This window comes from Nocardia heshunensis (genome assembly GCF_054782115.1).
Genome location: NZ_BAAGTC010000014.1, coordinates 61,914 through 86,016, shown reverse-complemented (window position 1 = coordinate 86,016; position 24,103 = coordinate 61,914). Strand labels below are relative to the sequence as shown.

The 24,103-nt window shown below is 67.3% G+C and carries 17 protein-coding genes; 3 read left to right on the top strand and 14 right to left on the bottom strand.

What is annotated here, in order from left to right:
* Positions 1-2 precede the first annotated feature (2 nt).
* The 6 genes from ACYVN4_RS35975 to ACYVN4_RS35950 all read right to left on the bottom strand — a co-directional run bounded on the left by ACYVN4_RS35975 (position 3) and on the right by ACYVN4_RS35950 (position 7,553).
* The gene (locus tag ACYVN4_RS35975; protein WP_460727106.1) at positions 3-1,529 is read right to left on the bottom strand and encodes a cutinase family protein; all 1,527 of its coding nucleotides are present in this window, start codon (positions 1,527-1,529) and stop codon (positions 3-5) included.
* Positions 1,526-2,392 (bottom strand): hypothetical protein, encoded by an 867-nt coding sequence (locus tag ACYVN4_RS35970; protein ID WP_460727104.1) that lies wholly within the window; start codon positions 2,390-2,392, stop codon positions 1,526-1,528. The genes ACYVN4_RS35975 and ACYVN4_RS35970 overlap by 4 nt, the downstream gene beginning before the upstream one ends.
* Positions 2,389-3,093, bottom strand: a complete 705-nt coding sequence (locus ACYVN4_RS35965) for a hypothetical protein (protein WP_460727102.1) — start codon at positions 3,091-3,093, stop codon at positions 2,389-2,391. Before ACYVN4_RS35965 ends, ACYVN4_RS35970 begins: the two co-directional genes overlap by 4 nt.
* A 36-nt stretch (positions 3,094-3,129) precedes the next feature.
* Entirely contained in the window at positions 3,130-4,335 is a 1,206-nt protein-coding gene (locus ACYVN4_RS35960; protein ID WP_460727100.1) for a hypothetical protein, read from the bottom strand.
* Between the two features lie 762 nt (positions 4,336-5,097).
* Complete coding sequence (locus ACYVN4_RS35955; RefSeq protein WP_460727098.1) at positions 5,098-6,111, bottom strand: GAF domain-containing protein; 1,014 nt, start codon at positions 6,109-6,111, stop codon at positions 5,098-5,100.
* Positions 6,112-6,128: 17 nt separating this feature from the next.
* Positions 6,129-7,553: a cytochrome P450 gene (locus ACYVN4_RS35950; protein ID WP_460727096.1), complete on the bottom strand. Its 1,425-nt coding sequence runs from the start codon at positions 7,551-7,553 to the stop codon at positions 6,129-6,131.
* A gap of 338 nt (positions 7,554-7,891) precedes the next feature.
* Between ACYVN4_RS35950 and ACYVN4_RS35945 the strand changes: the two genes are divergently transcribed.
* Positions 7,892-9,058: a GAF domain-containing protein gene (locus ACYVN4_RS35945; protein ID WP_460727094.1), complete on the top strand. Its 1,167-nt coding sequence runs from the start codon at positions 7,892-7,894 to the stop codon at positions 9,056-9,058.
* Between the two features lie 477 nt (positions 9,059-9,535).
* Here ACYVN4_RS35945 and ACYVN4_RS35940 read toward each other — a convergent pair whose 3' ends face one another.
* The 5 genes from ACYVN4_RS35940 to ACYVN4_RS35920 all read right to left on the bottom strand — a co-directional run bounded on the left by ACYVN4_RS35940 (position 9,536) and on the right by ACYVN4_RS35920 (position 15,630).
* On the bottom strand, positions 9,536-9,913 hold the full coding sequence (locus ACYVN4_RS35940) for a hypothetical protein (RefSeq protein ID WP_460727092.1): 378 nt from the start codon (positions 9,911-9,913) through the stop codon (positions 9,536-9,538).
* Between the two features lie 325 nt (positions 9,914-10,238).
* Positions 10,239-11,504: a tryptophan synthase subunit beta gene (trpB, locus tag ACYVN4_RS35935; protein WP_460727175.1), complete on the bottom strand. Its 1,266-nt coding sequence runs from the start codon at positions 11,502-11,504 to the stop codon at positions 10,239-10,241.
* A gap of 166 nt (positions 11,505-11,670) precedes the next feature.
* A complete protein-coding gene (locus ACYVN4_RS35930) occupies positions 11,671-12,432 on the bottom strand; it encodes a hypothetical protein (RefSeq protein WP_460727090.1) in 762 nt (253 codons plus the stop codon).
* Positions 12,433-13,000: 568 nt separating this feature from the next.
* A complete protein-coding gene (locus ACYVN4_RS35925) occupies positions 13,001-13,591 on the bottom strand; it encodes a GNAT family N-acetyltransferase (protein WP_460727088.1) in 591 nt (196 codons plus the stop codon).
* 71 nt (positions 13,592-13,662) lie between these two features.
* On the bottom strand, positions 13,663-15,630 hold the full coding sequence (locus ACYVN4_RS35920; protein ID WP_460727173.1) for a gamma-glutamyltransferase family protein: 1,968 nt from the start codon (positions 15,628-15,630) through the stop codon (positions 13,663-13,665).
* Positions 15,631-15,878: 248 nt separating this feature from the next.
* Between ACYVN4_RS35920 and ACYVN4_RS35915 the strand changes: the two genes are divergently transcribed.
* Entirely contained in the window at positions 15,879-17,141 is a 1,263-nt protein-coding gene (locus ACYVN4_RS35915; RefSeq protein WP_460727086.1) for a cytochrome P450 family protein, read from the top strand.
* Between the two features lie 43 nt (positions 17,142-17,184).
* Here ACYVN4_RS35915 and ACYVN4_RS35910 read toward each other — a convergent pair whose 3' ends face one another.
* From ACYVN4_RS35910 to ACYVN4_RS35900, 3 genes are read right to left on the bottom strand one after another with little or no spacing between them, the layout of a single operon-like run.
* Positions 17,185-17,592 carry a PaaI family thioesterase gene (locus tag ACYVN4_RS35910; RefSeq protein WP_460727084.1) on the bottom strand — a complete coding sequence of 136 codons (408 nt, stop codon included), beginning with the start codon at positions 17,590-17,592 and terminating at the stop codon, positions 17,185-17,187.
* Positions 17,593-17,621: 29 nt separating this feature from the next.
* Positions 17,622-18,101 (bottom strand): hypothetical protein, encoded by a 480-nt coding sequence (locus ACYVN4_RS35905; RefSeq protein WP_460727082.1) that lies wholly within the window; start codon positions 18,099-18,101, stop codon positions 17,622-17,624.
* 1 nt (position 18,102) lies between these two features.
* Positions 18,103-19,938, bottom strand: coding sequence for an acyl-CoA dehydrogenase (locus tag ACYVN4_RS35900; RefSeq protein ID WP_460727080.1), 1,836 nt, complete (start codon positions 19,936-19,938; stop codon positions 18,103-18,105).
* A gap of 681 nt (positions 19,939-20,619) precedes the next feature.
* Between ACYVN4_RS35900 and ACYVN4_RS35895 the strand changes: the two genes are divergently transcribed.
* Positions 20,620-23,859, top strand: a complete 3,240-nt coding sequence (locus ACYVN4_RS35895; RefSeq protein WP_460727078.1) for an AfsR/SARP family transcriptional regulator — start codon at positions 20,620-20,622, stop codon at positions 23,857-23,859.
* The last annotated feature ends 244 nt before the right edge of the window (positions 23,860-24,103 follow it).

Here is a 24,103-nt window from a genome sequence, read left to right as displayed (position 1 = left end):
AGTCAGTTCTCGGTGGTCTCTCCGCCGACAGCTACCGGGCCCGGAGTCGGGGCGGCCGGGGTGCTCGGAACTGCCGGGGCGGCGGGATCGCTCGTGGTGGTGGCCTTGGCTGAGGTGGTCGCTCCTGCTGCGGCGGGGGCGACTCCGGCGACATCGCGGGCGGCGGCGGCGAACCAGTCCCCGACCCACGTGGTGGCCGATTGCCCTGCGGCGCTGATCGAGTCGTTCTGGTAGCTGCCGTGGCGCAGGATGACGTCCGAATACTTCGTCCACGTGCTGACGTTCAACAAATCCGTATTGTCTTTGACGTCGTTGATGACCTCGGTGAACGTCGACTGGATCAACTTGCTGGCGGTCGCGGGCGGGATCAGTTCCGGCACCGCGGCCAGCAGCTTCTCCCCCAGCACCGCCAAACCGGCGACCGGATCAGCCATGCCGGCGGTGGCGATCTGGGTGATATTCGACGGGGTCAGAACGGTTTTCACGACGGTGGAGATCGCGTTGATGGCGATCGTGCCCACCTTCAGCACCGCTTTGAGCACGTCCGTCGGGTCGACTTCGGTGCGCGGATCCGACGCTTCGGCCAGGCTCGCCGAGATCGATTTGCCTGGGTTGAGGCTCAGGTTGGCCAGGGAAGTGCCGGTGACGTTGTTGTTGACGATGTTCGTGGCGGCCTTGATCGCGGTCAGCCCGAATGCCTGCGTGATGCTCGCCAGGCTCTTGAGCGGGTCGTTGCCGATCTCGACCTGCCCGGCGACGTTGGCGACCGTGCGTAGCAGGGCGGCGTTGTCGGGGGCGTCGCAGGCCAAATCGCCAGGGCTGCAGAAGGATGCGACGCGGCCGGTGAGGTCGCCGTAGGAGGTGGCGATATCGCGCTGGGGGCCGATGCCGCCGCCGGAGGCTCCGAGGTCGTTGACCGCGGCCACCGAACCCACTGCCGCGCCGGAGGTTCCGGGCACCGGTTCCGGGGTGTCGCGTCCGGGTGCGCCGGGGAAGGTGCTGGCGCCGCTGTTGCGGGTGGGGTCGCCGAAGAGGGCGACTCCGGCGATTTTGGAGGCGGGGACCGGGCCGGAGCCTTCGCCGATTTTCTGGGCGAGCATGCTGACCACGTGCGCGCCCTGGCTGTAGCCGGTCAACGCGATGAATGTCGCCGTGCACGAGGCCGCGATCTGAGAAACCTTGCTGGTCAACGCCGTCAGACCGTCATTGACCGAGGTTTGATAGTTCGCGGTCGCGGTGCTCGGGCCCATCCCGCCGAAGCTTGCGTCGTAGGGGATGTAGGCGCGCTCGACGTTGACCTTGGCGTCCTGGGCGGCGGCCATGAACGGCGTGAAAACCGTCGACAGCATGCCGGTGTCGGTGGTTGGCGCGGCATCGGGCGAGGATTCGCCGGTGCCCTGCACACCGAGGGCGTAGACGGCCGGGCATCCGCCCGACGAGTCGTCGGCGGCGGCCAGCGCGGTGGTGAATCCGCCGAGCAGGGTCGCGGCGATCAGGGTGGTGGAGAGCCGGAATGCGGTGGTAGTCATGAGATCCCTCCGAGGGTGAGCCGGAATGCGGTGCGGGTGGCGTCCTCGAGGCGCTCCCAGATCAGAACCCCGCCACCCGCGAGGTGGCGGTCGTAGGGGATTTCGGCGACGGCCCGGACCCACTTGGCCAGGTGCGCGCGCACATGCTCGACCGCACCGGCCCCGAACCCGCCGGGGATTTGGTGACAGACCACGATCACGGAGCGTTGAATCAGCCACTCCCCGTGGCGATCCACCAACCAGCCCAATATCTGGTTCAGCGAGTTCAGGGAGTCCGCGCGGGCGGCCACGACGATCGCCAATCCGATACGGGCGTCCGCGATCAGGGGCGCGACCAGCCGGGAAGCGACTTGTCCGCCGCCGTCGAAGACCGGGGTGCAGTGCGCGGCCGCCAAATGCTGCCCGACCGCAACGAAGCTGTCCCCGCCCGGCAGCGGATCCGCCGACCGGCCCAACACCCGCACACCGAGAGAAGAGCGGCCGGTGCAGGCGTTCACGGCGGTGCGGAGGCCGGGTTGGGGTGTAGCCAGCCAGGATTGGACGGTCGAGACGTTGACCTGGGCGTCAGAGCCGCGAGCGGCGAGGGTGCCGCCCCAGGCGGTCGCATCCACGGCCACCACGTCGGTGCTGCTGGTGTCGCCGCTGGCAGCCGCGGCGGCCAGCCCGAGCGTGGTGGTCGTGGTGCCGACTCCTCCACCACTACCCACGATCAGTAGCGGTGGAATCCCTATCTGGTGCAGGGTTTTCGGTCCCGCACCCGCCGGAACCGGATCCAGGACAGTCCCGGCGGGTGCGGCCGTATTCAGCGGCGAGGAAACGTTCTCGCCGAGGACCGGATCCAGGAAGGTGATGCGCGCCATCACGACTGCCCTCCTGCGGTGATGGAGCCGATCAGCGTCTTACCGTCGACCACCTCCGTGGTGACCGTCTGCTGCCACTGCGCGGACGTGCCGTCCGGATGCCGTTCCTCGATCTGCACGTCGAAATTCCTGGGCTGCAGGGTGGTGATGGTGACGCAGTGCCGGGTCCCGGCCGGGATCGCGGCCACCGCCGCACGCGCCTGATCCGGATCCGCCGCAGTCGCATCCGGGGCCAAGACCGAGCGGGCGGCGTTGGGGTCGCGCAGCACATACCAGGCGTACTGCTGATACAGGATCAGATCCGGGCCCGTCGCACCCTTGCTGCCCGGTGCGCGGCCTGCGCCGTTGCCGACAACGAGTGTGGGCGTGTGGGATTGGGCGCACCAGGCCGCAGCCGTCGAGGTCGGAGCCACGGCTTTCGGTGCGGGGATGGCGGCTTGGGAATTGCCGTGATCGGACAACATTGACAGCGCGGCGGCGCCACCGACAACTAGGATGGCGGCCGCCGCGACACCGGCGATCTTCAGGGCGTGGCGGCGAACGGTGCGGGTGTCGGAGCGGCGACGCATATCGGCGGCGATCTCGCGCAGCGGGTCGTCATCGACGAACACTTCTTCCGTGCTGACGCCGTTGTCGAGCTCCTCGCCGTTGAGGTCGGAGTCCGCACTCGTGTCCGGCAGCCAGCTGCGCCAGGTCTCACTCATCCGATTCACCTCCTCCACCAGCCGGTTTCATGGGCTTCAGTTGCCCGCCACGGCCGCCTGGACCGCAGCGAGCACGTCGTTGACCGGAGCCGCGAAGCCCCCGAGCTGATCAGCCGAGACCAGCGGCAACGCCGCGACCGCATCCCGCAGCGAACCCACCGTCGAGTCCAAGCCGGGATCGGCGGCGACGGCCTGGTCCACGGTGTCGACCACCTGCGCGGCGACCTGCTCGACCGCAGGCACCACCGGGGCCGGCATCGGAGCGGCGATGGGTGCGGCGGCCTGAACTTCGTTCGCCGCCACCGGATCCGCCGGAGCCGGGGGCATCGGGGCAGCCTCCGGGGCATCGACGAGCGGGGGCACATCGGTCGGGAGTTTCACGTTCTGATCCGCACCGCCGATCACCGCGCCACCACCAGCACCGATCAGGCCACCGGCGACGCCACCCGCCAGACCGAAGGTCAAACCACCCGAGGCGGCACCGACACCACAACCGATCGCCGCACCAATTCCCGCACCGGGCAGGGCAAGTGCACCCGCGGTGGGGATTCCGCCGATCAACGCACCTGCGGCCGCGCCGACCAGCGCGCCGACACCGCATCCGGTGACCGCGCCGACCGGGGCCGCGACGAGCGCGCCCACCGGGGCACCGACCACGCCACCGCCGAGCGCGGCGGCGGCCATGCGGTCGGATTCGTTGCTGGGCAGGCCCATTCGGTCACCGAGCGCGGCGAGGTTCCATTCCGCGACATCGACGTACGCCTGGGCTTTGTCGTGGGCGCGTTGATCGACTCCGGCCGGGAGCCCGACCACGGTGGTGCCCAAACGCAGGGTGTGCGGATCGACCGGCGCGGCCGCCGGAACACTCACCGCATCCGCGGGAGTATCAGCAGCGGTGCTGTCATCGGCAGTCGTATCCGGGACGTACCAGGACTGCTGAGGTTCGGCCTGCTGCTGTTGGGGGCGCGGCCGCCAGGTCGGCAACGGCATCACGACCTGCGGATCCGGAGCCCAATCCGCCAAACTCGCCGACGGCGCGGCAGGCGCAACCACCGCCGGAGCCGCAGGTGCGACCGGGGCCGCGGGCTGGGGCACGATACTCACCCCGGGTTGCCCGGCTCCCGGGGCGGCGACGCCGGGCTGGCCGGGATTGGCGGCCGCGACACCGGCGGATACCGCCAAAAGTGCGGGCCAGGCACCGGCAACGAGGAGAGCTTTGCGGGTGGTCTTGGAAATGTTCATTTCCCATGCCTTTCCGAGTCGACACAGCGAGTGACCAGGGGGAACAACCAGGACGGACCCCATTGACGAGGCCCGACGACGCCGCCGAACACCGGCAGCGCCGAGCGCTCGGCCCGCGACAAGCACGGCGGATTCGTTGATGGCGCAGCACAATCAGCCCGGCAAGCCAGGCTGCGTCGGCACCACGCGTAGGTGATGCGGGCGCGCGTGTCGGACACCATGAGCGCAAAGGCCCTGGCTACCAACTCGATTGGGGACGACACCCGGATGCGTGCGGGGATTCGCGCGGCGACCTCGCCGGAGTTCGGTCCCGAGGTTGACCTGGACCGACGAGGCCGCCAGCACCCCCGAACCCGCGTCACGACAGCGGGCCGGGTGCCTTTGAGGGTGGGGTGAAAGAGCGCGCGAGCGTGCATGAGGGGTCCCCTTTCGGGAGATGGCAGGCGAGATCCCCACGCGCGCACGACAATTCACCGTGCGCAAAAAGGGGATCGGATGAAGGAATGCGTGCCGAACACAGTGGTTCGAGCTACACCTTCAGGGCTGCCATCACAGACCCTGGCTAACAGTTACCCGATTGCCGAGTGATTGCTCTTGATCGAGTGAGGCTCAGAGTAAACCCGCGAAACCGCCCCAGGCAACAGGGCGCGAGGTTTGTTTTTTGATCGGCCGGTCAAGGCCCGGATTTTCGGGGTGGTTCGGCTGCCCGTGCGGGAGGATGCGGGCAGCCGAGCCTGAAATCCCTACCGGCTCACCGCAGTTCTAGCCGGACTCGTCCTGGCGGATGATGCGCACGACGTGCAGATTGGCACCGACCTCGCCGGGGTAGCGGCGTGAGCGCAGTTCGACCGGGGCCCAGCCCGATTCGGTGAAGGCGCGGATGCGCGCGGACAGCACGCTTTCCTGCCCGTCGGTCAGCGCGCCGAAATCGGCGCGGATGCGGTCCCAGTCCTCGGGGTGGAAGACCTGGGTGTCGCCGTTCTCGCGTTCCCAATCGATCCAGATCGGAGGCTTGCCGATCCACTCGGCGATCACCGGCCGATCCACCGACGACGTGGCGGCCACCAGCGCGGCCGCGGGCCCGTCGACCGGAGCCGCCTCCCCCAAACCCAACGCTTCCAGCGGGCTGATCGTGGGGGCCTGCACGTCGCTGATATCGATGTTCAGCCCCCGCATCCCGGTGTGAACATCGTCCTTGCGGCCGCGGGCGGCGGCCTGCCAGAACATCAACCGACCGTCGTTGTGCAGCACGGTCAGGCGCGCGTCGTGGATCGCGGTCGGATCCGGCTCGATGCCCATGCCGACGAGCTCGTTGATCGCGTCATAGCGCACCACCCGACGGAACATCTCCGCCGGGCTGAGCGTGCCCGGGTGCGGTGCGACGTCCTCGGGCAGGTTCGACATCGCCCAGGACTCCTCGGTCAACTGCGCCTCCAGCGTGGCCAGGTGGAAACACAATCCGGCCGCCGGCCGCGCTTCTCCCGGGTCGTCGTCGAGGTCACCGATCCACACGCGCATGCCGTAGACGTCGGCGGTCGGGCCGACGACGGGCACGATCCGCACGAACTTCTGCCCGCCGGGAAAAGTCGGGACGACCTTCTCGACCGTGTCGCCGCTGTTCTGGTCGCGGACCTGCTCAAGTAGGGCATCGATGTCGAGGTTCTCGTGTCGCTGCAGTCTGCGCAGCGAGGTCCATTCGCGGGGCTGGCCGTCTTTGTTGATGATCGTCATCGGCTCGGGAGCCAGCGCCAAGCACTCGACGAAATACCAGGTCACACGCCGTTCCTTTCGAGTCAGGGAGTAGCCGGGATGGGGGCCGCGATCAGCGTGTAGGGCTCGGGTCGCAGCGTTCCCCGCTCGTACAGTCGCAGACCGGAACGGACATTTCGTGCCTCGACACCGACGCCGAATGCCAGATTGTTGCTGGACAGGATCGCAGCCAGCAGCAGCGCTGCCTCGTGCATCGCGAACTGCATGCCGATGCACGCCCGCGGGCCTGAACCGAACGGCTTGAAGAACGCCTCCGGATGCTCGCGGCGGCGTGCGGTGTCGAACCGTGACGGATCGAACGCTTCGGCGTCCGGACCCCACACGTCCGGGTCGCGTTGTGCGGCAAGGGAAAGCACGAATACCGCCTGCCCGGCAGGTATCCGGTAACCGCCCAGGATCTGACCTTCGCGGGCGACCCGGAACAGGCCCGGGACCGGCGGATGCAGCCGCAGGACCTCGTTGAGCAGGTTGCGGATACCGCGCATCCCAGCGACCGCGTCATAGGTCGCGATCCCGCCCCGCGCGGCCACCTCGTCGCGCAACTGCTGTTGCAGGCCGGGGTCGGCGGCGAGGTAGTGCAGGGCGGCCTCGAGCAGGGCCGCGGTGGTCTCGTGTCCGGCGACGAGGAAGGTGAGCACCTGGTCGGCGATATTGCTGTCGGGCAACGGTTTCCCGGTCTCGGGATCGGTCTGCGAGAGCATCAACCCGAGCAGATCCTCCGCCTCCGGCGCGCCGGTGTGGCGGCGTTGGGTGATCATGTCCTCGACCCAGCCGCGCGCGGCCGCGATATCGCGCTGGATCTGTTTGGCTTGCAGGCGGGTGCGGACCGCGCCGACCACCGGCAGGTCATTGGTCTGATCCGAGGCCCACCGCAGAATCCGGGCCAGCGCCTCGACGAACCACCGCGAATCCACCGCGCCCGGCGTGGGTTCGCCCAGCAGTCCGAATCGGCGCGAGAATCCGGCCCGCGCAATCACTTCCAACGTGGCGGCCGTCATCGACTCGTGCACGTCCACCACCCCACCCGGTGCGACCGCCCACGCCGCGGTGAGGTCGTCGGCGACGGTGGTCATGGCCTGGTGATAGGTGCGCATCGCCTGTTGGGTGAACCCGGGAAGCAGGATGCGATGCGCCATGCCCCACAACGGATCCCGACTCTTGGCGGTGAACAGTCCCGACGGCACGATCTGCCGCAACGTCTCCCCCGGTCCGGCCAGACACCGCGCCCACGACGCCTCATCGCAAGCCTGCGTAGCCAACTGGGCTCCGGCGACGACGATGACGCGGCTGGCCAGCAGCTTGCGCTGGAAGATCGGCCCGAGCGTGCGTGAGAGCGTGAGTTCGTGCTGGGTCGGGTGGTGGCGATCCACGCTGGCGAGGTCCCCCAGGATCGGTAGCCGTCCCGGCGCGTGGGGCAGCTGGTCCAGGGATAACACGGCGGCAGTCATGCCCCGAGGCTCTCACCCCACACGCCCCTAACCGGCGATAACCACGGGTTTTCCAACAGGTTGGCACGGACTGACACGAACCGGGTTAGTGATTGACGCCATAACCCCGGCGGGTGTCTACTGATCTTGCGCCGGGCGGTTTCCCCTGGTGGCGTCGCCAACTACATCCGAATCACCTCCACTCCGCCACGGCGGGGCGTGAGTTTACTGATCGGATTCCGACGCCCACCCCAGGAGGCCGCCCATGTTTCGTTTTCGCACCCCCCACCACCGCAACCCCGCACACCGCGATCCGGCCTGTGCGGGGAACGAACACGTCACCGTAGGGAGGCCCCGTCATGTCCGACATCCATCCCGACCCGTCCGAGCTCGTTCCCGCACCCGCCGGCGACCAGCCCGCCGGACCCGGCACCGGTGAATCGATCACCTCACGCTGGGGCTGGGTCGTCATCGACACCATGGACGGCCCCGACCAGGCCACCGTCGTCCTCGACGGCGACACCCCCCGCGACTTCTCCCGCCTCAACCGCTCCTCCATCGCCCGCTGCGGCAGCGTCGCCTGCAGGATGGAACCACTGATCCGCGACGTCTACGACGGCGGCCGCACCCGCAGCAAGTACGTCACCCTGACCGACGAACACGTCCAGCACCTGATCGGCGTGCCCGTGCTCGGCCCGACCGGGGCGGTGCAGGCCATCGCAATGTGGTGCGGCAACATCGCCGAACCACTTCCCCGCATCCCGGTCATCGGCGCGGCCGAATGGGACGGCTCAGGCATCGTCTCCGCCAACCCCGCCGCCATGTTCCTGCTGCGTACCCCCGCCGGAGACGCACTGACCGGGCACACCATCCCCGAAATCCTCGCCGGATTCGAATCCATCGACCACCACGGTTTTCTGGCGATGTTCAACCTGCCCAGCGTCGACGTCCCGGCCCATCGCTGGTCGGGCACCGCGGTCAGCCGCGACGAATACGGCGACCGCCACCACGTACACATCGCCGCCCGCGCCACCCACGTCCGCGGCGAACGCCGCGTCCGCGCGGTCGTCGCCGACGTCTCCGCCAACGCCACCCCCGGCCGCCCCGACCTCGCCCTCGCCGCCGTACGGCATATGCCGATTCCCCCTGGTCACGCGCTCGCGCTGCTGGACCTCAAAACGGGGTTCATCCATGAGTGGCTCGTGTCGCCGACCAGCGCGCTGGCCGCGTGGCGCCACCACAACCCCGAATTCCACGAGGACGACAAACTCGCGGTGGTCAACGCCGTGTTCGCCCTGGCCGCCGGTGTCGAGGACACCGCTGCCACCCGCGCCCGGGTCCGGTTCGCCCCCAGCGAGGGTTGGATGCTGTTAGACGCGAAGTGGACTCGGATCCTCGACGGGGACCGGCCGCAGGCCCTGCTCGACATCACCCCCATGGGTGAGATTCCTGTCCCCGTCGTGCGCGACTGCAAGGCATGCCAGGAAATGGCCACCCAGGCGAACAAGTCCAAGTCACGACACTGACCTACTGCAGGTCTGGACTCGGTCCGGCAAGACGCTCCTGTCACACTCGCCGTGACCCGATGGGCAGTAGCAAGTTCACCGGGCTGGCCACCATCGACTTGGCGTGACCAGGCAACGAACATGCCGCGCGGTCCGCTTCGACGCACACGCTCACTGCAGCCAATCCCCAGATTTCTTCGTATGTATCCGCTGGCTCCACTTTCTGTCATCCCCGGCAACACTTGCACCGAATACCAGATCACCGCCGGCCCTCCTTGCCGCTTCCCAGCAGCTACCCAAGCCATTGTCGCCGTTTACGCGATTGCTATCGATACCCCGATCCGTTGCCAGTCCCCGGCACCCTAGTCTTTGGCCCGCCACACTGGGCGAATACCCACGAGCCGGACAAACTCGGTCCGACAGTTAATATGCATAGAATAGCTGCACGGGCTAATGGTGGCTGTGAGGAGAATCGTGAGCCCGTGCAGCACTGTCAGGTTAGAGCCCCAAAGCGGAGGATCCACTCGCGGGCGGCTGACGACCGACATAGACCAGATGCCATACCCCGCAGTCCGTCGTCGAGAAGCTGGCGGCATTGTCGGGGATCTCGACCTGGACCACGCCGCGATTTACCGATGCTGCGCCGCCGGAGACCAGCACGTTACCCGCGGCGTCGGAGACCGAGAATGCGCAATCATCACTGAAATGATTTGTCTGATACTGACCGGAAGTAGCGTCTCCGGGGACCGCGTAAACGCCATCATGGTCCAGGTCGGTGGCCGCGGACGTAGCCGAACTCGCGCCAACGGAGACCGCCGCGATACCGAGACTGGTGAACCCAGCCGTCACGAGAAGCAGGTGCTTTTTCTTCGACATGCGGAGCAGGATTCCATACTGGGTAGGTGAATCGCCAATTACACTATCCCCAGCACTGAAGCGCCCTAGTAATTCGGACACTCCAAACCAACCGTGTGGTTCTTGGAGGTTTCGAGCGAGGGCGATCGAAAATGCAGACCGAGCGGCCCACTCGAGAAAATGATCGCTTCAATCGGTAATTTCGCAGCCAGCGCTGCCCCATCGGTGCACACCATCAAGGCCACCGTGTGGGCCCGCTGTCGGAATGTGTCGGACACGGCGGCATCCAACGCTGCGAACAACGCCATCGCCGTCGGATCCCAATCGTGACAGGCCACGCCGATGTTTACGTGGCGATGCTCACCGCCGCCGGTCCACCAGGCAGGATATCGCCGAGTGTCGCGGCGACCATGGCTGTGTCCTTGTCACCGCGCCCGGAGAGTCCCAAGACGATCAGCATGCCCTCGGCGAGCTCGCCCCGCTCGGCCATCTCGAGCAGAGCGCCTAACGCGTGCGCGGGCTCGAGTGCGGCGATGATCCCTTCCGTGCGGGACAGAGCGTACATTCCGCGCAGGGCGGTCGAATCCGATACTGCTCGATACTGCACGCGTCCACTGTCTTTGAGGTAGCTCAATTCCGAACCGACTCCGGAGATATCGAGCCCGGCGGCGATGGAATGTGTGGGCGAGATCTGGCCGTCCTCATCCTGGAGCAGGTAGCTGTACGTGCCATCCGATACCCCGGGGCTGCCGTGCGTGAGCGTGGCGGCATGCTGCCCTGCGGCGTCGCCGCGACCCGCCGCCTCGACACCGACCAGTCGCACAGCAGCGTCGGCCAGGAACGGATGGAACAGACCTATCGCATTGCTCCCACCTCCCACACACGCGAGCATCAGATCGGGCAGGCGAGCTTCGGTGGCGAGTAGCTGTCCTCGGGTCTCGGTGCCGATCACCGTCTGGAAGTCACGCACGATCTGCGGATAGGGTGCTGGCCCGGTCACGGTGCCGAAGAGGAAATGGGTGCTGTCGAGGGTGGTTACCCAATCCCGAACCGCCTCGGTCGTCGCCTCTTTCACTCCTCGCCGACCGTGCAGTATGGGGTGCACTCGTGCACCCAGCAGGCGCATTCGATCGACGTTGAACGGCTGACGCGCGATATCCGCGGCACCCATGTAGACGACGCAGTCGAGCCCGAGGATCGCGCATGCCGTGGCCGCGGCTACACCGTGCTGGCCTGCGCCGGTTTCTGCGACGATCCGGGTCTTGCCCAGCCGGAGGGCCAGAAGTGCTTGTCCGACAGCATTGTTGATGCAATGCCCTCCGGTGTGTGTCAAGTCCTCACGTTTGAGATAGACCTCGACGCCCGCGACCTTAAGCAGGCGTGCGAAGCGCGAGGCCCGATACAGCAGGGTGGGGCGCCCGACGAATTCCCGCAGGATTTGGTTCAATTCGGCGGTGAACGCCGGATCCGAGCGTGCGCGCGAATATTCTTCTTCGAGGCGCAGCAGCTCCGGCATCAGACTCTCCGGCACATATCGGCCGCCGTAACGACCGAACCGACCACGTTCGTCCGGAAGCACATTGTGCCGCGGTCGAACGAAACAGTCAGTCATTCCTCGAACGTAATTCGTTCCCACCCCTGGGAATAGTTTTACTGTGTCGAACGACCGCGACTCTCCGGCCCCGGCGAGGTCGCTCGCCAAGGCTCCCCACCGTTGATGTCAGCGGCTACGTGGTGAAACGCGGTGTGTGCGAGTCCCTTTCAGCCGTCACCGGGGATCAGTGCGCTGCGGCGGGTGCCTCTGTCGGGGCTTGGCAGTAGGTGGTGTCGGGCGGGCAAGGAGCGAGGATGGTGGAGAAATACTGGATCGCGGCGAACAAGGTGATCGGTCCGCCGAGGCCGACGAGTCCGAGAGTGGACCCCGCGGCTCCAAGCGTGGCGGCACCGACGACACACCCTGCGACGATCCCGCCGACGAAGGGCAGCAGCAGGGCCATGGCCGGACTCGTGACCGTCCCGCCGACGGCCGCTCCGACCAGACATCCGACGCCGGCGCCGACGACGGCGCCCACCACCGCACTGACCGCCGCGGCGATGGCTTCACGCTGAGCGAAGACACCCAGCGCCTGGTTGTCGCGAGGGCTGAAGGATTCGGCGACCTGGGATGCCGCTTGATCGACAGAAATGGTCTCGCCTTCGTTGACCGATTGCGCGCTCGGCACAGGCTGCCCATCCGCCGTGTCCGGGGTGAGAGTTGCTGTGTCACCGTCGATGCGGGCCTCGATCGGGTAGGCGGTGTCATCGACTCGGTAGGAGAGAGGAACCGCGGCGACCGGGAGATCGCTGGGATCGGTGAGAACCAACTGATCTCCGATGATTTCCAAACCGCCGCCGGTGACTCTCAGTAGTGCGGCGTCGCTCTGTCGAGTCACGGCGTAGGAGACGGCATTGCCGTCGTCGGTGGGGGGCGCGGCCTCGCCGGCGGGCGCGGTCAGGGTGATCGCCGTGACTGCCAGCAAGGCGGTCGTGGTTTTCCTCATCGATGGTCTCCGGGTTTCCTCATGCTGATTGGTGAGAGTGATCGGTACGGCCACCGGTGCCATGTTGCCGAGTCCAGTCGGTGACGGCCCCAGAAACCGCGGCAGGCTACCTCGACGCTGAGACGAGAGGCCCCGGTTGAGATGCCCACGCGCCACATCGTCGACCTTGAACAGGGGAACGCATCGACTGAAAAGGGCAGGGCAGCAACGCAACCTACACCTGGCTTGCCTGCGGCGCGGAGTGAAGGGCCGGTCACCGAGCGGCGCGGATCCGTCTCCGCGGTGGTGTCGGACGATTCACGGGCATCATCGTCAGCCACCTCTCCTCGGCCGCATCGGTGTCGCTGTGATCTGGGCCAGGAATCTATTGCCGAGTCCGCTCTCCGGCCAGCACCGAATTCCCAACAGTGGGAAGCGGCTGGCGGGATCGGATCCGACGCCACGACAACCGGATCGTCTCGACCGGTACCCCTGCTACGAAATCGTCATCGGGGAGGCCGTGGGCTGCCGCCGTCACCACCGCACGACTCTGTCGAACTCGAGGCTGACGACGCGCTTCCCGGGACCGTCACCAACAGGGCGGCGACCTGCGCAGCGACAGCTGGGGGGCATCGATCCCGATGGCGCGTAACCGATCCGGGGTAGGTTCCGTCGCACCGTGGACAACGAATCCGTAGCGCCTGTACGCGCCTACCGCCGCGGTGCCCTCGGTAGTCCATACGCGGATACTCCGCACCCGCTGGCGATCCAGGTCCTCCAGCGTCGCGCGCATCAGAGCTCCGCCGACCCCGGTGCCCTGCCACCGCGGATGGACATACCAGGAATGGATCACCCCGCAGGGAGCCGAATCAGTGGTCGACCACAGGAATCCCGCGACTTGTCGTGTGGCGGTGCGAGCCACCAGCAGCCCGCGCTCCCGGCGCGCCGCGAGAGCGGTCCACTCTGGAAGCTTGCGTGGCGCGAGGTCCTCGAGGAGGAACCTGTCGAGGACGGCGCGTTTCTCGCCCGAACCCCGCACGCACAGCAGAGCACTGCGGAACGACAGGACGTGCACACGCGTGAGCTGTGCCGCGTCGGCCGGGACGACGCCGCTGATCTCGGCGATCGGTGACGGCGGCGTCCACGGCTCGGTGAGATATGTTGCGGGAAATCGATTCATCACGCCCACCTCCTGCTCCTGACGACAGTGCCGACCGCGGTGGAAGTCGGCCGCCTCTCCGGCGCGGCGTTTCAGTGTGGTGGATTGCCGCCCAGCACAACGCCTTCACGGCGGGGGTCGGCACCACCGATCCAACCGCTACCCTCGCGTACCAGTGCGGAGGCGCCGCTGGATTGCGGGTCGACCGAGACCTGGTGGCCGAGTTGGCGTAGCCGCTGCACCAGCGGATCGTGCGCGCCGTTGTCGGAGGCGTCCACGCGGGGATGCTCGCCACCGATGTTGGTCACCGGTGTGTCGGCGGCACCGAAGTCGATCATCGAGACGGCCTGTTGCGGGTCGAGACCCCAATCCAGCATGGCGACCAGGGTTTTCACGACGAACTGGATGATGACCGCGCCGCCGGGTGAGCCGGTCACGTAGTCCAGCCGTCCACGCGAACCGTCGGGATCGCGCTCGAACACCAGAGTCGGGGCCATGGAGCTGCGCGGCCGCTTGCCCGCCTCGACACGATTGGCGATCGGTGCGCCGGCGCTGTCGACTGGTTGCGTCGAGAAATCGGTGAGCTGATTGTTGAGCACAAACCCGTCGACCATGTGCATCGACCCGAACGCCGACTCCACGGTCGTGGTCATGGACGCGGCGTTACCGTACTGGTCGACAATGCTGATGTGGCTCGTGCCGTGTTCGGGCTGCGGCGCCGCCGCACCGACGAGTGCGGGCCCGAAGCTGCCCGGCGCGGCGGTGCCCATGCTGTGGTGTGGATCGATGAGCGCCGCGCGCCCGGCCAGATAGCCCGGGTCGAGCATGGCGCTCGGTGAATTCCCGGGCAGAGCCACGAAATCGGAGTCCGCGACGTATCGGTCGCGGTCGGCGTAGGCGAGCCGTTCGGCCTCGGCGATCAGGTGTACCGCGTCCGCGTTCGGTGTGCCGCCGTTGCGGGCGATGTCACCGTCGCCGGTGATGTCGGTGGGGCGCATCGAGCCGAGATCGAAATGGGAGAGGATGCCGAGAGTCTGCTCGACGGCCAACCCGCCCGAGGAAGGGGTGGGCATCCCGCAGACCTCATGGTTCCGATACGGCGAGCACACGGCGGTGCGCTTCTTGGCCTGGTAACCGGCCAGATCCGCGGTGGTCGTGGCGCCAGGGGTGCGGCCGCCGGTCGCCGAGGCGATCGCGGCGACGATGTCGGCTGCGACAGGACCGGTATAGAAGGCCTCGGCGCCGTCGGTGGCGACGCTCGAGAGCACTTTGCCCAACGCCGGATTCGTCAGCATGGTCCCGGCTGGTTTGGCAGTTCCGTCGGGCTGCAGAAAATAGGCGGCGGCCTGCTGGTCGCGAGTCAGATCGTGTGCGGACTGCGCGATCTGTCCGGCCATGCGGGGGCCGATCGCGAATCCGTTGTCCGCCAGCGTGATCGCTGGCGTGAACAGTTCCTTCCACGGTCGTCGACCGTGCTCGGTGTGGGCGAGTTCCAGCATCCGCAGCACCCCCGGAGTCCCGATGGAGCGTCCGCTGGCGCGGGCGTCGGGTGTCGGCGCGGAATGGTCGGTGGCGCTGACGAATCGGAGATAGTCCGGGGTCGCGGCCGCGGGCGCGGTCTCACGGCCGTCATAGGCGTCGACGGTGCGGGCTTTGGCGTCGTAGTACATCAAGAACGCGCCACCGCCGATACCGGTGGCTTGCGGTTCGACCAGCGTCAAGACCGTCTGCGCGACGATCAGCGCGTCCGCGGCGCTGCCCCCCGCGGCCAGCACGGTACACGCGGCCTCGGTGGCGACCGGGTTCGCCGTCGACACTGCGAAATCGGTGGTCCGCACTGCACGCATCCCACTGCGATAGCCGGTCGCGATCTCGGGATGGTCGGCCAGATTCGTCGAAGACGGTGCCGCGGGGACACCCGAGGCCACCGCGATCCCGTTGGGGGTCGCCGTACACGAGGAGCCCGTCGAGTGTCCCGGATCCGACGAGCAGGCACACGCCGACCCGAGCAGCAGCAACGTCGTCACCGCGCCGATCCACCGGTGCTCTCGCGATCGCATCATGACCGCACACGATAGTGCTGTCGCCCACGTTGGGAAGTGTTGCGCGGCAACGGCACTGGCAGCGGTGATCCGCGTGGATGTTCACCATCGTCGGCTCCCCAGCAGTGGAAAGCCCTGGTCCTCGACAGTCTGGCATCGTTGAACAGACGATCGGGACGATTCATCGATTCTCACAGGTGTGTTTCACAGCAACTGCCGCCGAACAGGACTCGGCGTTGCTCGGCTCGGCAGGAGTTGCTCCCTTGGTGACAGACGGGCCCCCGTTCCGCCCGCGCACCGAGCAAGCCACCCCGCGTTCGCCCTCCGACGGATGCGCCGCGGCGGGACCGGCGCGGCGACTCTCCTCGCCGCAATTCAGCACCAACCCGCACGCCGCGTTCGACCGGCTGCGTCGCGAACACGGCCGCCTGATCAGTGTCGAGCTCGCCGAAGGGATACCGGCGACACTCGTCGTGGGCTACCAGGCCGCCGTGTCGATCCTCAACGACCTCGACCACTTCCCCGCTGATGCGCGGGCCTGGCAGTCGACCGTCGCGTCCCGCTGCCCGGTCCTGCCGTTGATGGAATGGGGACCACCTGCCACGCAGAGCGAACACCGATTCCGGTATCGACCGGCCTACCGAGCCGCTCTGGAGGCCATCGACCTCTATGAACTGCGCCGCCGCATCGAGGTGGCCGCGGTCCCGCTGATCAACGGCTTCTGCGCCGACGGCACCGCCGATCTCCTCGGCCAGTACGCGATCCCTCTGACGGTGTCCGTGCTCGACCACCTGCTCGGATTTCCCCCCGAACACGCAGCGCGCGTCTTCACCGCGATGCGGGGACTGTCTCACGCGGAGGACCCGGCGACCTCGCGAGTCCACGAACGATCCTTCTTCACGACGCTGTCGGATGTTGTCGGGACGAAACGCAGCAAACCCGGGGCCGATATCACCTCCCGCCTGATCAACGACCCCGCTCGGCTCGACGACAGCGAGATCGTCGCCCAACTCGCGGTCCTCTACGCCCGTGGCAGCGAACCCACCTGGAACCTGATCGCCAATACCGTCTTACATCTGGTGACCGACGAGCAGTTCCACGACGAGGTCCTCGGCGGCGCATTGCCTTTGCGCGACACGATCGATCAAGTGCTGTTCCTCGACCCTCCCCTGATCAACTGTGCCATTCGCTACCCACAGCAACCCCAAAGCCTCGACGACATGTGGCTGCCGGCCGACCAACCGGTCATCGTCAACGCCACCGCGTGCAACTCCGACCCCAGCGTCGGCGACGACCACCACGGCAACCGATCACACCTGGCCTGGGGCATCGGTCCACGAGCCTGCCCGGCGTCCACCCTGGCTACCTTCATCGCCCAGGAAGCACTCGATCAACTCCTCGACGCCTTGCCCGACATCACTCTCGCCGTACCGACAGATCAACTGTCCTGGCATCCGAGCCCCTTCCATCGCGCTCCCACGCGGGTGCCGGTCGCCTTCCCGCCCTCCCCACCACTGGCTCTGCTGTGAAAGCCCCGACGCCCCAGGCGAATACCGAGCCCGCCGCACCTCTCTACACGGCAGCAGCCACCTCGCCGGTGGCCAGGTTCGCCAGTCGCAGCGTGCCCCGAGCGACAAGCGTGTCCCCGCCGTCGCGGATCGTCACCGTCCACACCTGCTGGCTGCGGCCACGATGCACCGGCTCCGCGACTGCGTACAGAATTCCCTCGCGCACCGCGCGCAGGAAATCGGTGTTGTTGTTGACCCCGACCACTCGGCCGCGCTCGCCGAACCAGCACGACCCGCCGACACTGCCCAGCGCTTCCACCACCGCGCAATAGACACCGCCGTGCACGATCCCGTCGGGCTGATGCAAACTCGGATCGATCGCCAGTTCGGCGCTCACTCGATCGGGTGTCACCTCGCTGTACTTCAGGCCCAGCACCTCGCCGAAGCCCGCGTTGATGTCGTCGCTCGCCATTGCTCTCCCACTCGATCGATAGTCTTGGGTCATGTCGTTCTCCGACAGGGGCCTGCCGATGGCGGCTCGAGTCCGTTGATCCGGCGCCGGTCGCGATGCGTGTCGAGCATGCGCAGACCCTCCCGCAGCGCTGCCGACACCCGCGCCTCCCGCGACCACCACGTCGCCGACCTGATCGGCAGGCCGCGCGGCCGGTACCGGTTCATGATCTCGACGTGGTAGGGCAGCCCGATGAACGTCTCCAGCCCTGTCTCGTCGGTCCAGATCGAGATCGACCCCACATCACGGCGAAATGGACGGGCGTAGGCCGACACTCCGACCGCGCCCTCGATCCCCACCAACTCATCGGCCAACCGCGACGAAGCCCGCCAGATATCGACCCCATCTGCCAGATGTCGGGGTGTGTACTGAGTGACACTGATCATGAACGGGCCCTGGGAAACTCGGCCCGGCCCGCGCTTCCATGCGGTGGCCAGAACGAGCCCGTTGCGACCGGTCAGGACACTCATCTCAGAACGCGTCCTCATCCAGATGCATGACATCGAGATCGACCTGCGACAGGATCGACCGGGTGGCGGTCAGCTCCGGCAGGACATTGCGAGCGAAAAACGATGCCGCAGCGACCTTCCCGAGATAGAAGGCGCGCTCGTTCCCCACCACGCCTGCGCGCAGGGCCGTGGTCGCGACCACGGCCTGGCGCAGCAACTGCCAGCCGATCAGGAGATCACCGACCGCCAGCAGCAACCGCACCGAGCCCAGTCCGATCTTGTAGAGCTGTTCGGGGTCTTGTTGTGCGGCACCCAGATGAGCGATCATCGCCACCACGATCTCGTGAACATCCTCGAGCGCGGTCCGCAACAGCGCACGCTCGGGCTTCAGCTCGTCGCTGTCTTCTGCCTGCTCGAGAAACGTCGAGATCTGAGCGGTCAGGTGCCGCAACGCCACACCCTGGTCCCGAACGATCTTGCGGAAGAAGAAGTCCTGCGCCTGGATCGCGGTGGTGCCCTCGTACAGCGAGTCGATCTTGGCGTCGCGGATGTACTGCTCGATCGGGTAGTCCTGCAGGAAGCCGGAGCCGCCGAAGATCTGCAACGACTCGGTCAGATATTGGTAGGCCCGCTCGGAGCCGACTCCCTTGACGATCGGCAGCAGCAGGTCGTTCACACGAAACGCCAGCCCAGCGTCCGCACCCGACACCGACTCGGCGACGGCGGGGTCCTGATGCGCGGCGGTGTACAGATACAGCGCGCGCATGCCTTCGGCGTAGGCCTTCTGCAGGATCAGGCTGCGTCGCACATCCGGATGACGCGTGATCGGTACTCGCGGCGCGTCCTTGTCGGCCAGACGAGCGAGATCCGCACCCTGAACCCGCAGCTTCGCATAGGCCAACGCGTTCAGATACCCCGTCGACAACGTGCCGATGGCCTTGGTGCCCACCATCATTCGAGCGTTCTCGATGACCTTGAACATTTGCGCGATGCCGTCGTGGACCTCACCCACCAGCCAGCCTGTGGCCGCGATCCCGTGGCCGCCGAAGGTGAGCTCGCACGTCGCAGACGCCTTCAACCCCATCTTGTGCTCGACATTGGTGACGAAGACGCCGTTGCGCTCACCCAGGGTCTCGGTCTCGAAGTCGAAGTGGTACTTCGGCACGTAGAACAGCGACAGGCCCTTGGTGCCCGGTCCGGCGCCCTCGGGGCGGGCCAGCACCAGGTGCATGATGTTCTCGAACAGGTCGTCGGAGTCACCCGAGGTGATGAAGCGCTTGACGCCCTCGATGTGCCAGGTGCCGTCTTCCTGCTGAACCGCCTTGGTGCGACCCGCGCCGACGTCGGAGCCCGCGTCGGGCTCGGTCAGCACCATGGTGGCGCCCCAGTTGCGGTCGGCGATGATCTGAGCCCACTTCTTCTGCTCATCGGTGCCGTTGTCGTAGAAGATGTTCGCGAACGCCGGCCCCGCGTTGTACAGGTGCGCCGCGGGCTGGGCGCTGACGATCATCTCGGTCAACGCCCAGGTCACCGTGCGCGGAACCGCCTGCCCGCCCAGTTCCTCGGCGACGCCGAGCATCGCCCAACCGCCGGCCTGCAACGTTCGAAACGACCGCTTGAACGTCTCAGGAAGCCGCACCGCATGGGTCGCGGGATCGAAGGTCGGTGGATGCCGATCAGCCTGCGCGTACGAATCCGCCAGCGGTCCCTCGGCCAGACGCCGCACCTCGCCCAACATCTCGCGCACACCGGCGGGGTCCAATTCTCCGAAGGCCCCCGATTCGAGCACCGTGCCCAGGCCCAGTACCTCGAACAGGTTGAACTCCAGGTCACGCACATTGCTCCGGTAATGACCCATCAGAGCAGTCCCTTCTCGCTCATCGCCACGCCGTGCGTCTGGGCCCACCCGAAGTCGGTCCCGGCGCTCCACCAAATTAATACGCACATGCGTATCTTCATCTCAAGCTGATGTTCTGTCAATGCCTACTATCGACGGAACGGGCGTCCGGTATCGCACGACGATCCCGATCGCCGATCCTGTTGCAGCCGAAGGGAATAACGCACCGCGACCGACTTCATCGCTCCGACTACCCCGCCATGACCAGCACCGTCGCCCACCAGCGTTGCAGCCTCGAGACAGGCCGCGTAGGCGCGAGCACCACCTCCCAGCACGGAGGGCATTCACCCCCTCGACACGCTGAGATTCAGGTCTCACACCGCGCAGGAGTCCCGCCTCCGCGACGGTCGGCGAGAATCTCGTGACCTGTCGAGGCCGCTCCCGTCGCTGCCGCCGGTCCCCGGACGTGGGCGAGGGTCCCTGCCACGATGTGTCCTGACCAGACGGCGCCACAGCGGGGAGGCGTGTCCGCGACAACCCGGTCCACCGTGTTCGAGATTCCGAGCGAGATCCGCCGAATCCCGTCCTCGCCGGCCGTCGTCGCATCCGCATCCGGTTGCCGGAATGTGGCGAGGTTCCCAGATTCTATAGATTGACGAGAGCGCCCAGCCCACGCAAGATCGACCCCGAAATGGATGATTCATGCAGGTAGAGCTTTTGGGGCCGATCGTTGTGGAGGCCGCGGACGGGACGCGGACGACTGTCCGGGGGCCACGAGTACGGACATTGCTGGGGTTGCTGGCCCTGAACGCGGGCCGAGTAGTACCCGCACCACGGCTGGTGGACGGACTGTGGGGGCAAGACCCGCCCGGCGGGGGCCCGCAGGCCCTACAGACGTTGGCCAGTCGACTGCGTCCCGCGGTGTCGGGCGCGGTACGCAACCACAAGGGCGGATACGTGCTCGACCTCGCCCCCGAGGCCGTCGACGTACACCGATTCACCCGAGCGATCGAAGCCGGGCGCACACTACTCGCCGCCGACGAAGTCGAGCGTGCCATCACCTCCTTCGACGCCGCACTCGCGTTATGGCGCGGGGAACCGTTCATCGACGTCGGCGAATCGGAGGTTTTGCGCGCGGCCGGGCTGCGACTGACCGAGCTGCGTCTCGAGGTGGTCGAACTGCGTGCCGATGCCTTCCGCATGCTGGGCCGCAGCGGTGAAGTGGTGCGCGAATTGCGGAGCGAAGTCGCCGCGCACCCGTTGCGGGAGACACTCGCCGCACGATTGATCCGGGCCCTGTCGGTCGCGGGGCGAACCCCCGAGGCCATCCAACAGTTCCAGCGCACCGAAGCCCTCCTTCGCGAGGAACTCGGCACGACACCGACACAAGTGCTGCGCGCCGCCCTGGCAGACATTCACGCCAACACCACCTCCGATCACACCATCGAGGCGTCCGCTCCTGCCGCGACACCGCCACCGGATCGCAGCCACCCCACACCACCGGCGCCGACCGGCCCGCCCTCGTTGCCGCGACGCAGCACCAGTTTCGTCGGACGCGGACCTGACGTCGACGGGGCCCGCCAGGCATTGCGCGAGGCGCGGCTGGTGACATTGTCGGGTACCGGTGGTGTCGGCAAGACCCGACTGGCCACCGAGACAGTCAGCGCCCACACCGAGGACTGGGCCGACGGGTACGCCTTCGTCGAACTCGCCGCGCTCGAACGCGAACGCGCCGACCGGCCCGCAACCAACGCCGTCGGCGTGGCCATCGCCAACGCGCTCACCCACTTCCAACGACCCGACGACCTGTCCACGAACTGGGCCGAAGTTCTCGAACGCACACTGTCGGGTCGGCGAACACTGCTCGTGCTCGACAACTGTGAGCACGTCGTGGCGGCCACCGCACACCTGATCGACGACCTGCTGCAACGGCTGCCGCTGTTGCGCGTGTTGACCACCAGTCGCGAACCGATCGGCGTGGACGGGGAGCGCCTGTACCCGGTGCGGACCCTGGCACTGCCCGCCGCCGACGCCGACGTCCCCACGCTCACCATGTCAGCGGCCGTGCGGCTGTTCCTCGACCGCGCGCGCACGGTGTCCCCGGATTTCACGCTCTCGCAGAGCAACGCCGCCGATATCCGCGCCATCGTGCGCAGCCTCGACGGCATGCCGCTGGCCATCGAGCTGGCCGCGGCCCGCGTGCGGAGCCTGCCGCTGTCCGAACTCAACGCCCGGCTCGCCGACCGCTTTCGGTTGCTCACCAACAGCACCCGTCACGTGGCCGATCGCCATCGCACCCTGCACGCGGCTGTCGCCTGGAGCTGGGGACTGCTCACCGACGCCGAAGCCGCCGCCGCGCGACGGTTCTCGATGTTCGCCGGCGGCGCCACCCTGGACGCCGTCATCCAGGTATGCGGACCCCGGGCGATCGACACGGTCACCTCGCTGGTGATGAAGTCGCTGGTGGAATTCGACGGGCAGCGCTACCGCATGGTCGAAACCATCCGGGCCTATGCTGCCGCGGAACTGATCGCGGCCGACGAGGTCGACGAGGTCGCCCGCCTGCACGCCGACTGCTTCCTGCAGTTCACCGACGCCGCCGCGCACGGATTGCGCACCGCCACCTATCCCGACTGGCTCGCGCGGCTCATCGCCGAACACAGCAATTGCGAAACCGCGCTGCGCTGGGCGCTCGATGTCGGCGACGGGGAACGCGCGGTACGGCTGTACGCCAATCTCGTGTGGTACTGGCTGCTGCGCGGATTGCACACCGACGTGTCCGAACGCCGCCGCGAAGTCCTCGCACTACTCGGTGACACCCCGCCACCGGGATGCACCGGCGCCTATCTGGCCTGCCGCTACGCGGAGGATCTACCGCCGTATTTCACCACCGTCTGGTGGGGCCAGATCCAGGAGAACACCGGCGAATTCGAGCGCTTGACCCGTGCGGCCCTCACCGAGGACCGGCCCCCACACCCGATCTTCGTGCTCATTCTCGCGCTGCGCGACCTGCTCGACGACGACGACACTCTCTTGAGCGTGTGTACCACCTCCGACGACCCGTGGTTGCGTGGAAACGCGCTGATAGCAAAGGGTTTCGACGACCTGGGCGGCAGCGACGCCGTCCGCGGGCAACCCGCGCTCGAAGCGGCGCTGACGTGTCTGAGCGCCCATGGAGACGCCCGCTCCTACAGTCGCGCCCTGATCGCGTTGGCCAGCTTCCGGACCCGGGTGCTCGGGTTGGACTCCGCGCGGACCCTGATCGCGAGCGCGGTGGAGCTGCTCAGTCCCGAGCTCGGTGCCGGCGAACGCATCGGTGTGTTGCTGTTCACCGCGGATATGCACCTCGTCGGTGGTGACCCCGACGGCGCTGCGCCCCTTCTCGCCCGCGCCGAGGCCCTGCTCACCCCGAACATCATCCCCGCCCCCGAACGGTTCCTGGCCGCGACGCAGGCACACCTGGCACACCTGCGCGGAGACAACGATCGCGCGCTGGAGCTCTACCGGCGGATGGCCGACTACCCGTTGCCTGTCGGTCCGCCTCCGGCCGGACGCCACGACACCGTCCGCTTCGTGAACCTGACCTACATGAGCACCGCTCAGGCCGCGACCCTGGCCGCGGTGGGTCGCCAGGAGGAAGCGCTGCGCGTCTTGGCCCTGCCGCGCGACCTGACCGCTCAGACCTCGACGGCACTGCTGGCCGAGGTCGGCACCGGCTACGCCCTCATCGCCCTGGCCAGCGGCGACCCCGAACGTGCCGCCCGAATTCTCGGTGCCACCGATCGGCTCAACCGGCGCGGCGGGGTGATCCGTATCGGGCCGTTCCGCCGACGCGCACTCGACCAGACGCACGAGGCGCTGGGGCCCGCGCGCGCGAACGCTGAATTTCTCGTCGGCGCTCAGCTTTCCGACGAGGCCCTACTCGACCTACTACGGACATGACGTGACAACATCTGTCGACCTACATCGCCGGGCCGCCGAGTACGTGAGGCTGAACGGAGGTGGTCCTCCCGCCCATCCTGGTGCTTCATCGCAAACCTTCCCATCCGGAATCGGGGTGAATCTCGCGACGAACGCCGTAATTGCTTGGCCCACAGCGTGTTACAGGCCCGCGATCGAGGTCGGCATCGACGCCGAACTCGGGCCGACCGGGTATCGGCCCATGCGGATGCGCTGTTCTGGTCCG

Bases quoted from the DNA above. Each gene is read 5' to 3' on its own strand.
- ACYVN4_RS35950 (WP_460727096.1), bottom strand. From the start codon at position 7,553: ATGACTGCCGCCGTGTTATCCCTGGACCAGCTGCCCCACGCGCCGGGA.
- ACYVN4_RS35975 (WP_460727106.1), bottom strand. From the start codon at position 1,529: ATGACTACCACCGCATTCCGGCTCTCCACCACCCTGATCGCCGCGACC.
- ACYVN4_RS35930 (WP_460727090.1), bottom strand. From the start codon at position 12,432: ATGAGGAAAACCACGACCGCCTTGCTGGCAGTCACGGCGATCACCCTG.
- ACYVN4_RS35925 (WP_460727088.1), bottom strand. From the start codon at position 13,591: ATGAATCGATTTCCCGCAACATATCTCACCGAGCCGTGGACGCCGCCG.
- ACYVN4_RS35945 (WP_460727094.1), top strand. From the start codon at position 7,892: ATGTCCGACATCCATCCCGACCCGTCCGAGCTCGTTCCCGCACCCGCC.
- trpB (WP_460727175.1), bottom strand. From the start codon at position 11,504: ATGACTGACTGTTTCGTTCGACCGCGGCACAATGTGCTTCCGGACGAA.
- ACYVN4_RS35905 (WP_460727082.1), bottom strand. From the start codon at position 18,101: ATGAGTGTCCTGACCGGTCGCAACGGGCTCGTTCTGGCCACCGCATGG.
- ACYVN4_RS35900 (WP_460727080.1), bottom strand. From the start codon at position 19,938: ATGGGTCATTACCGGAGCAATGTGCGTGACCTGGAGTTCAACCTGTTC.
- ACYVN4_RS35920 (WP_460727173.1), bottom strand. From the start codon at position 15,630: ATGCGATCGCGAGAGCACCGGTGGATCGGCGCGGTGACGACGTTGCTG.
- ACYVN4_RS35960 (WP_460727100.1), bottom strand. From the start codon at position 4,335: ATGAACATTTCCAAGACCACCCGCAAAGCTCTCCTCGTTGCCGGTGCC.
- ACYVN4_RS35895 (WP_460727078.1), top strand. From the start codon at position 20,620: ATGCAGGTAGAGCTTTTGGGGCCGATCGTTGTGGAGGCCGCGGACGGG.
- ACYVN4_RS35910 (WP_460727084.1), bottom strand. From the start codon at position 17,592: ATGGCGAGCGACGACATCAACGCGGGCTTCGGCGAGGTGCTGGGCCTG.
- ACYVN4_RS35965 (WP_460727102.1), bottom strand. From the start codon at position 3,093: ATGAGTGAGACCTGGCGCAGCTGGCTGCCGGACACGAGTGCGGACTCC.
- ACYVN4_RS35940 (WP_460727092.1), bottom strand. From the start codon at position 9,913: ATGTCGAAGAAAAAGCACCTGCTTCTCGTGACGGCTGGGTTCACCAGT.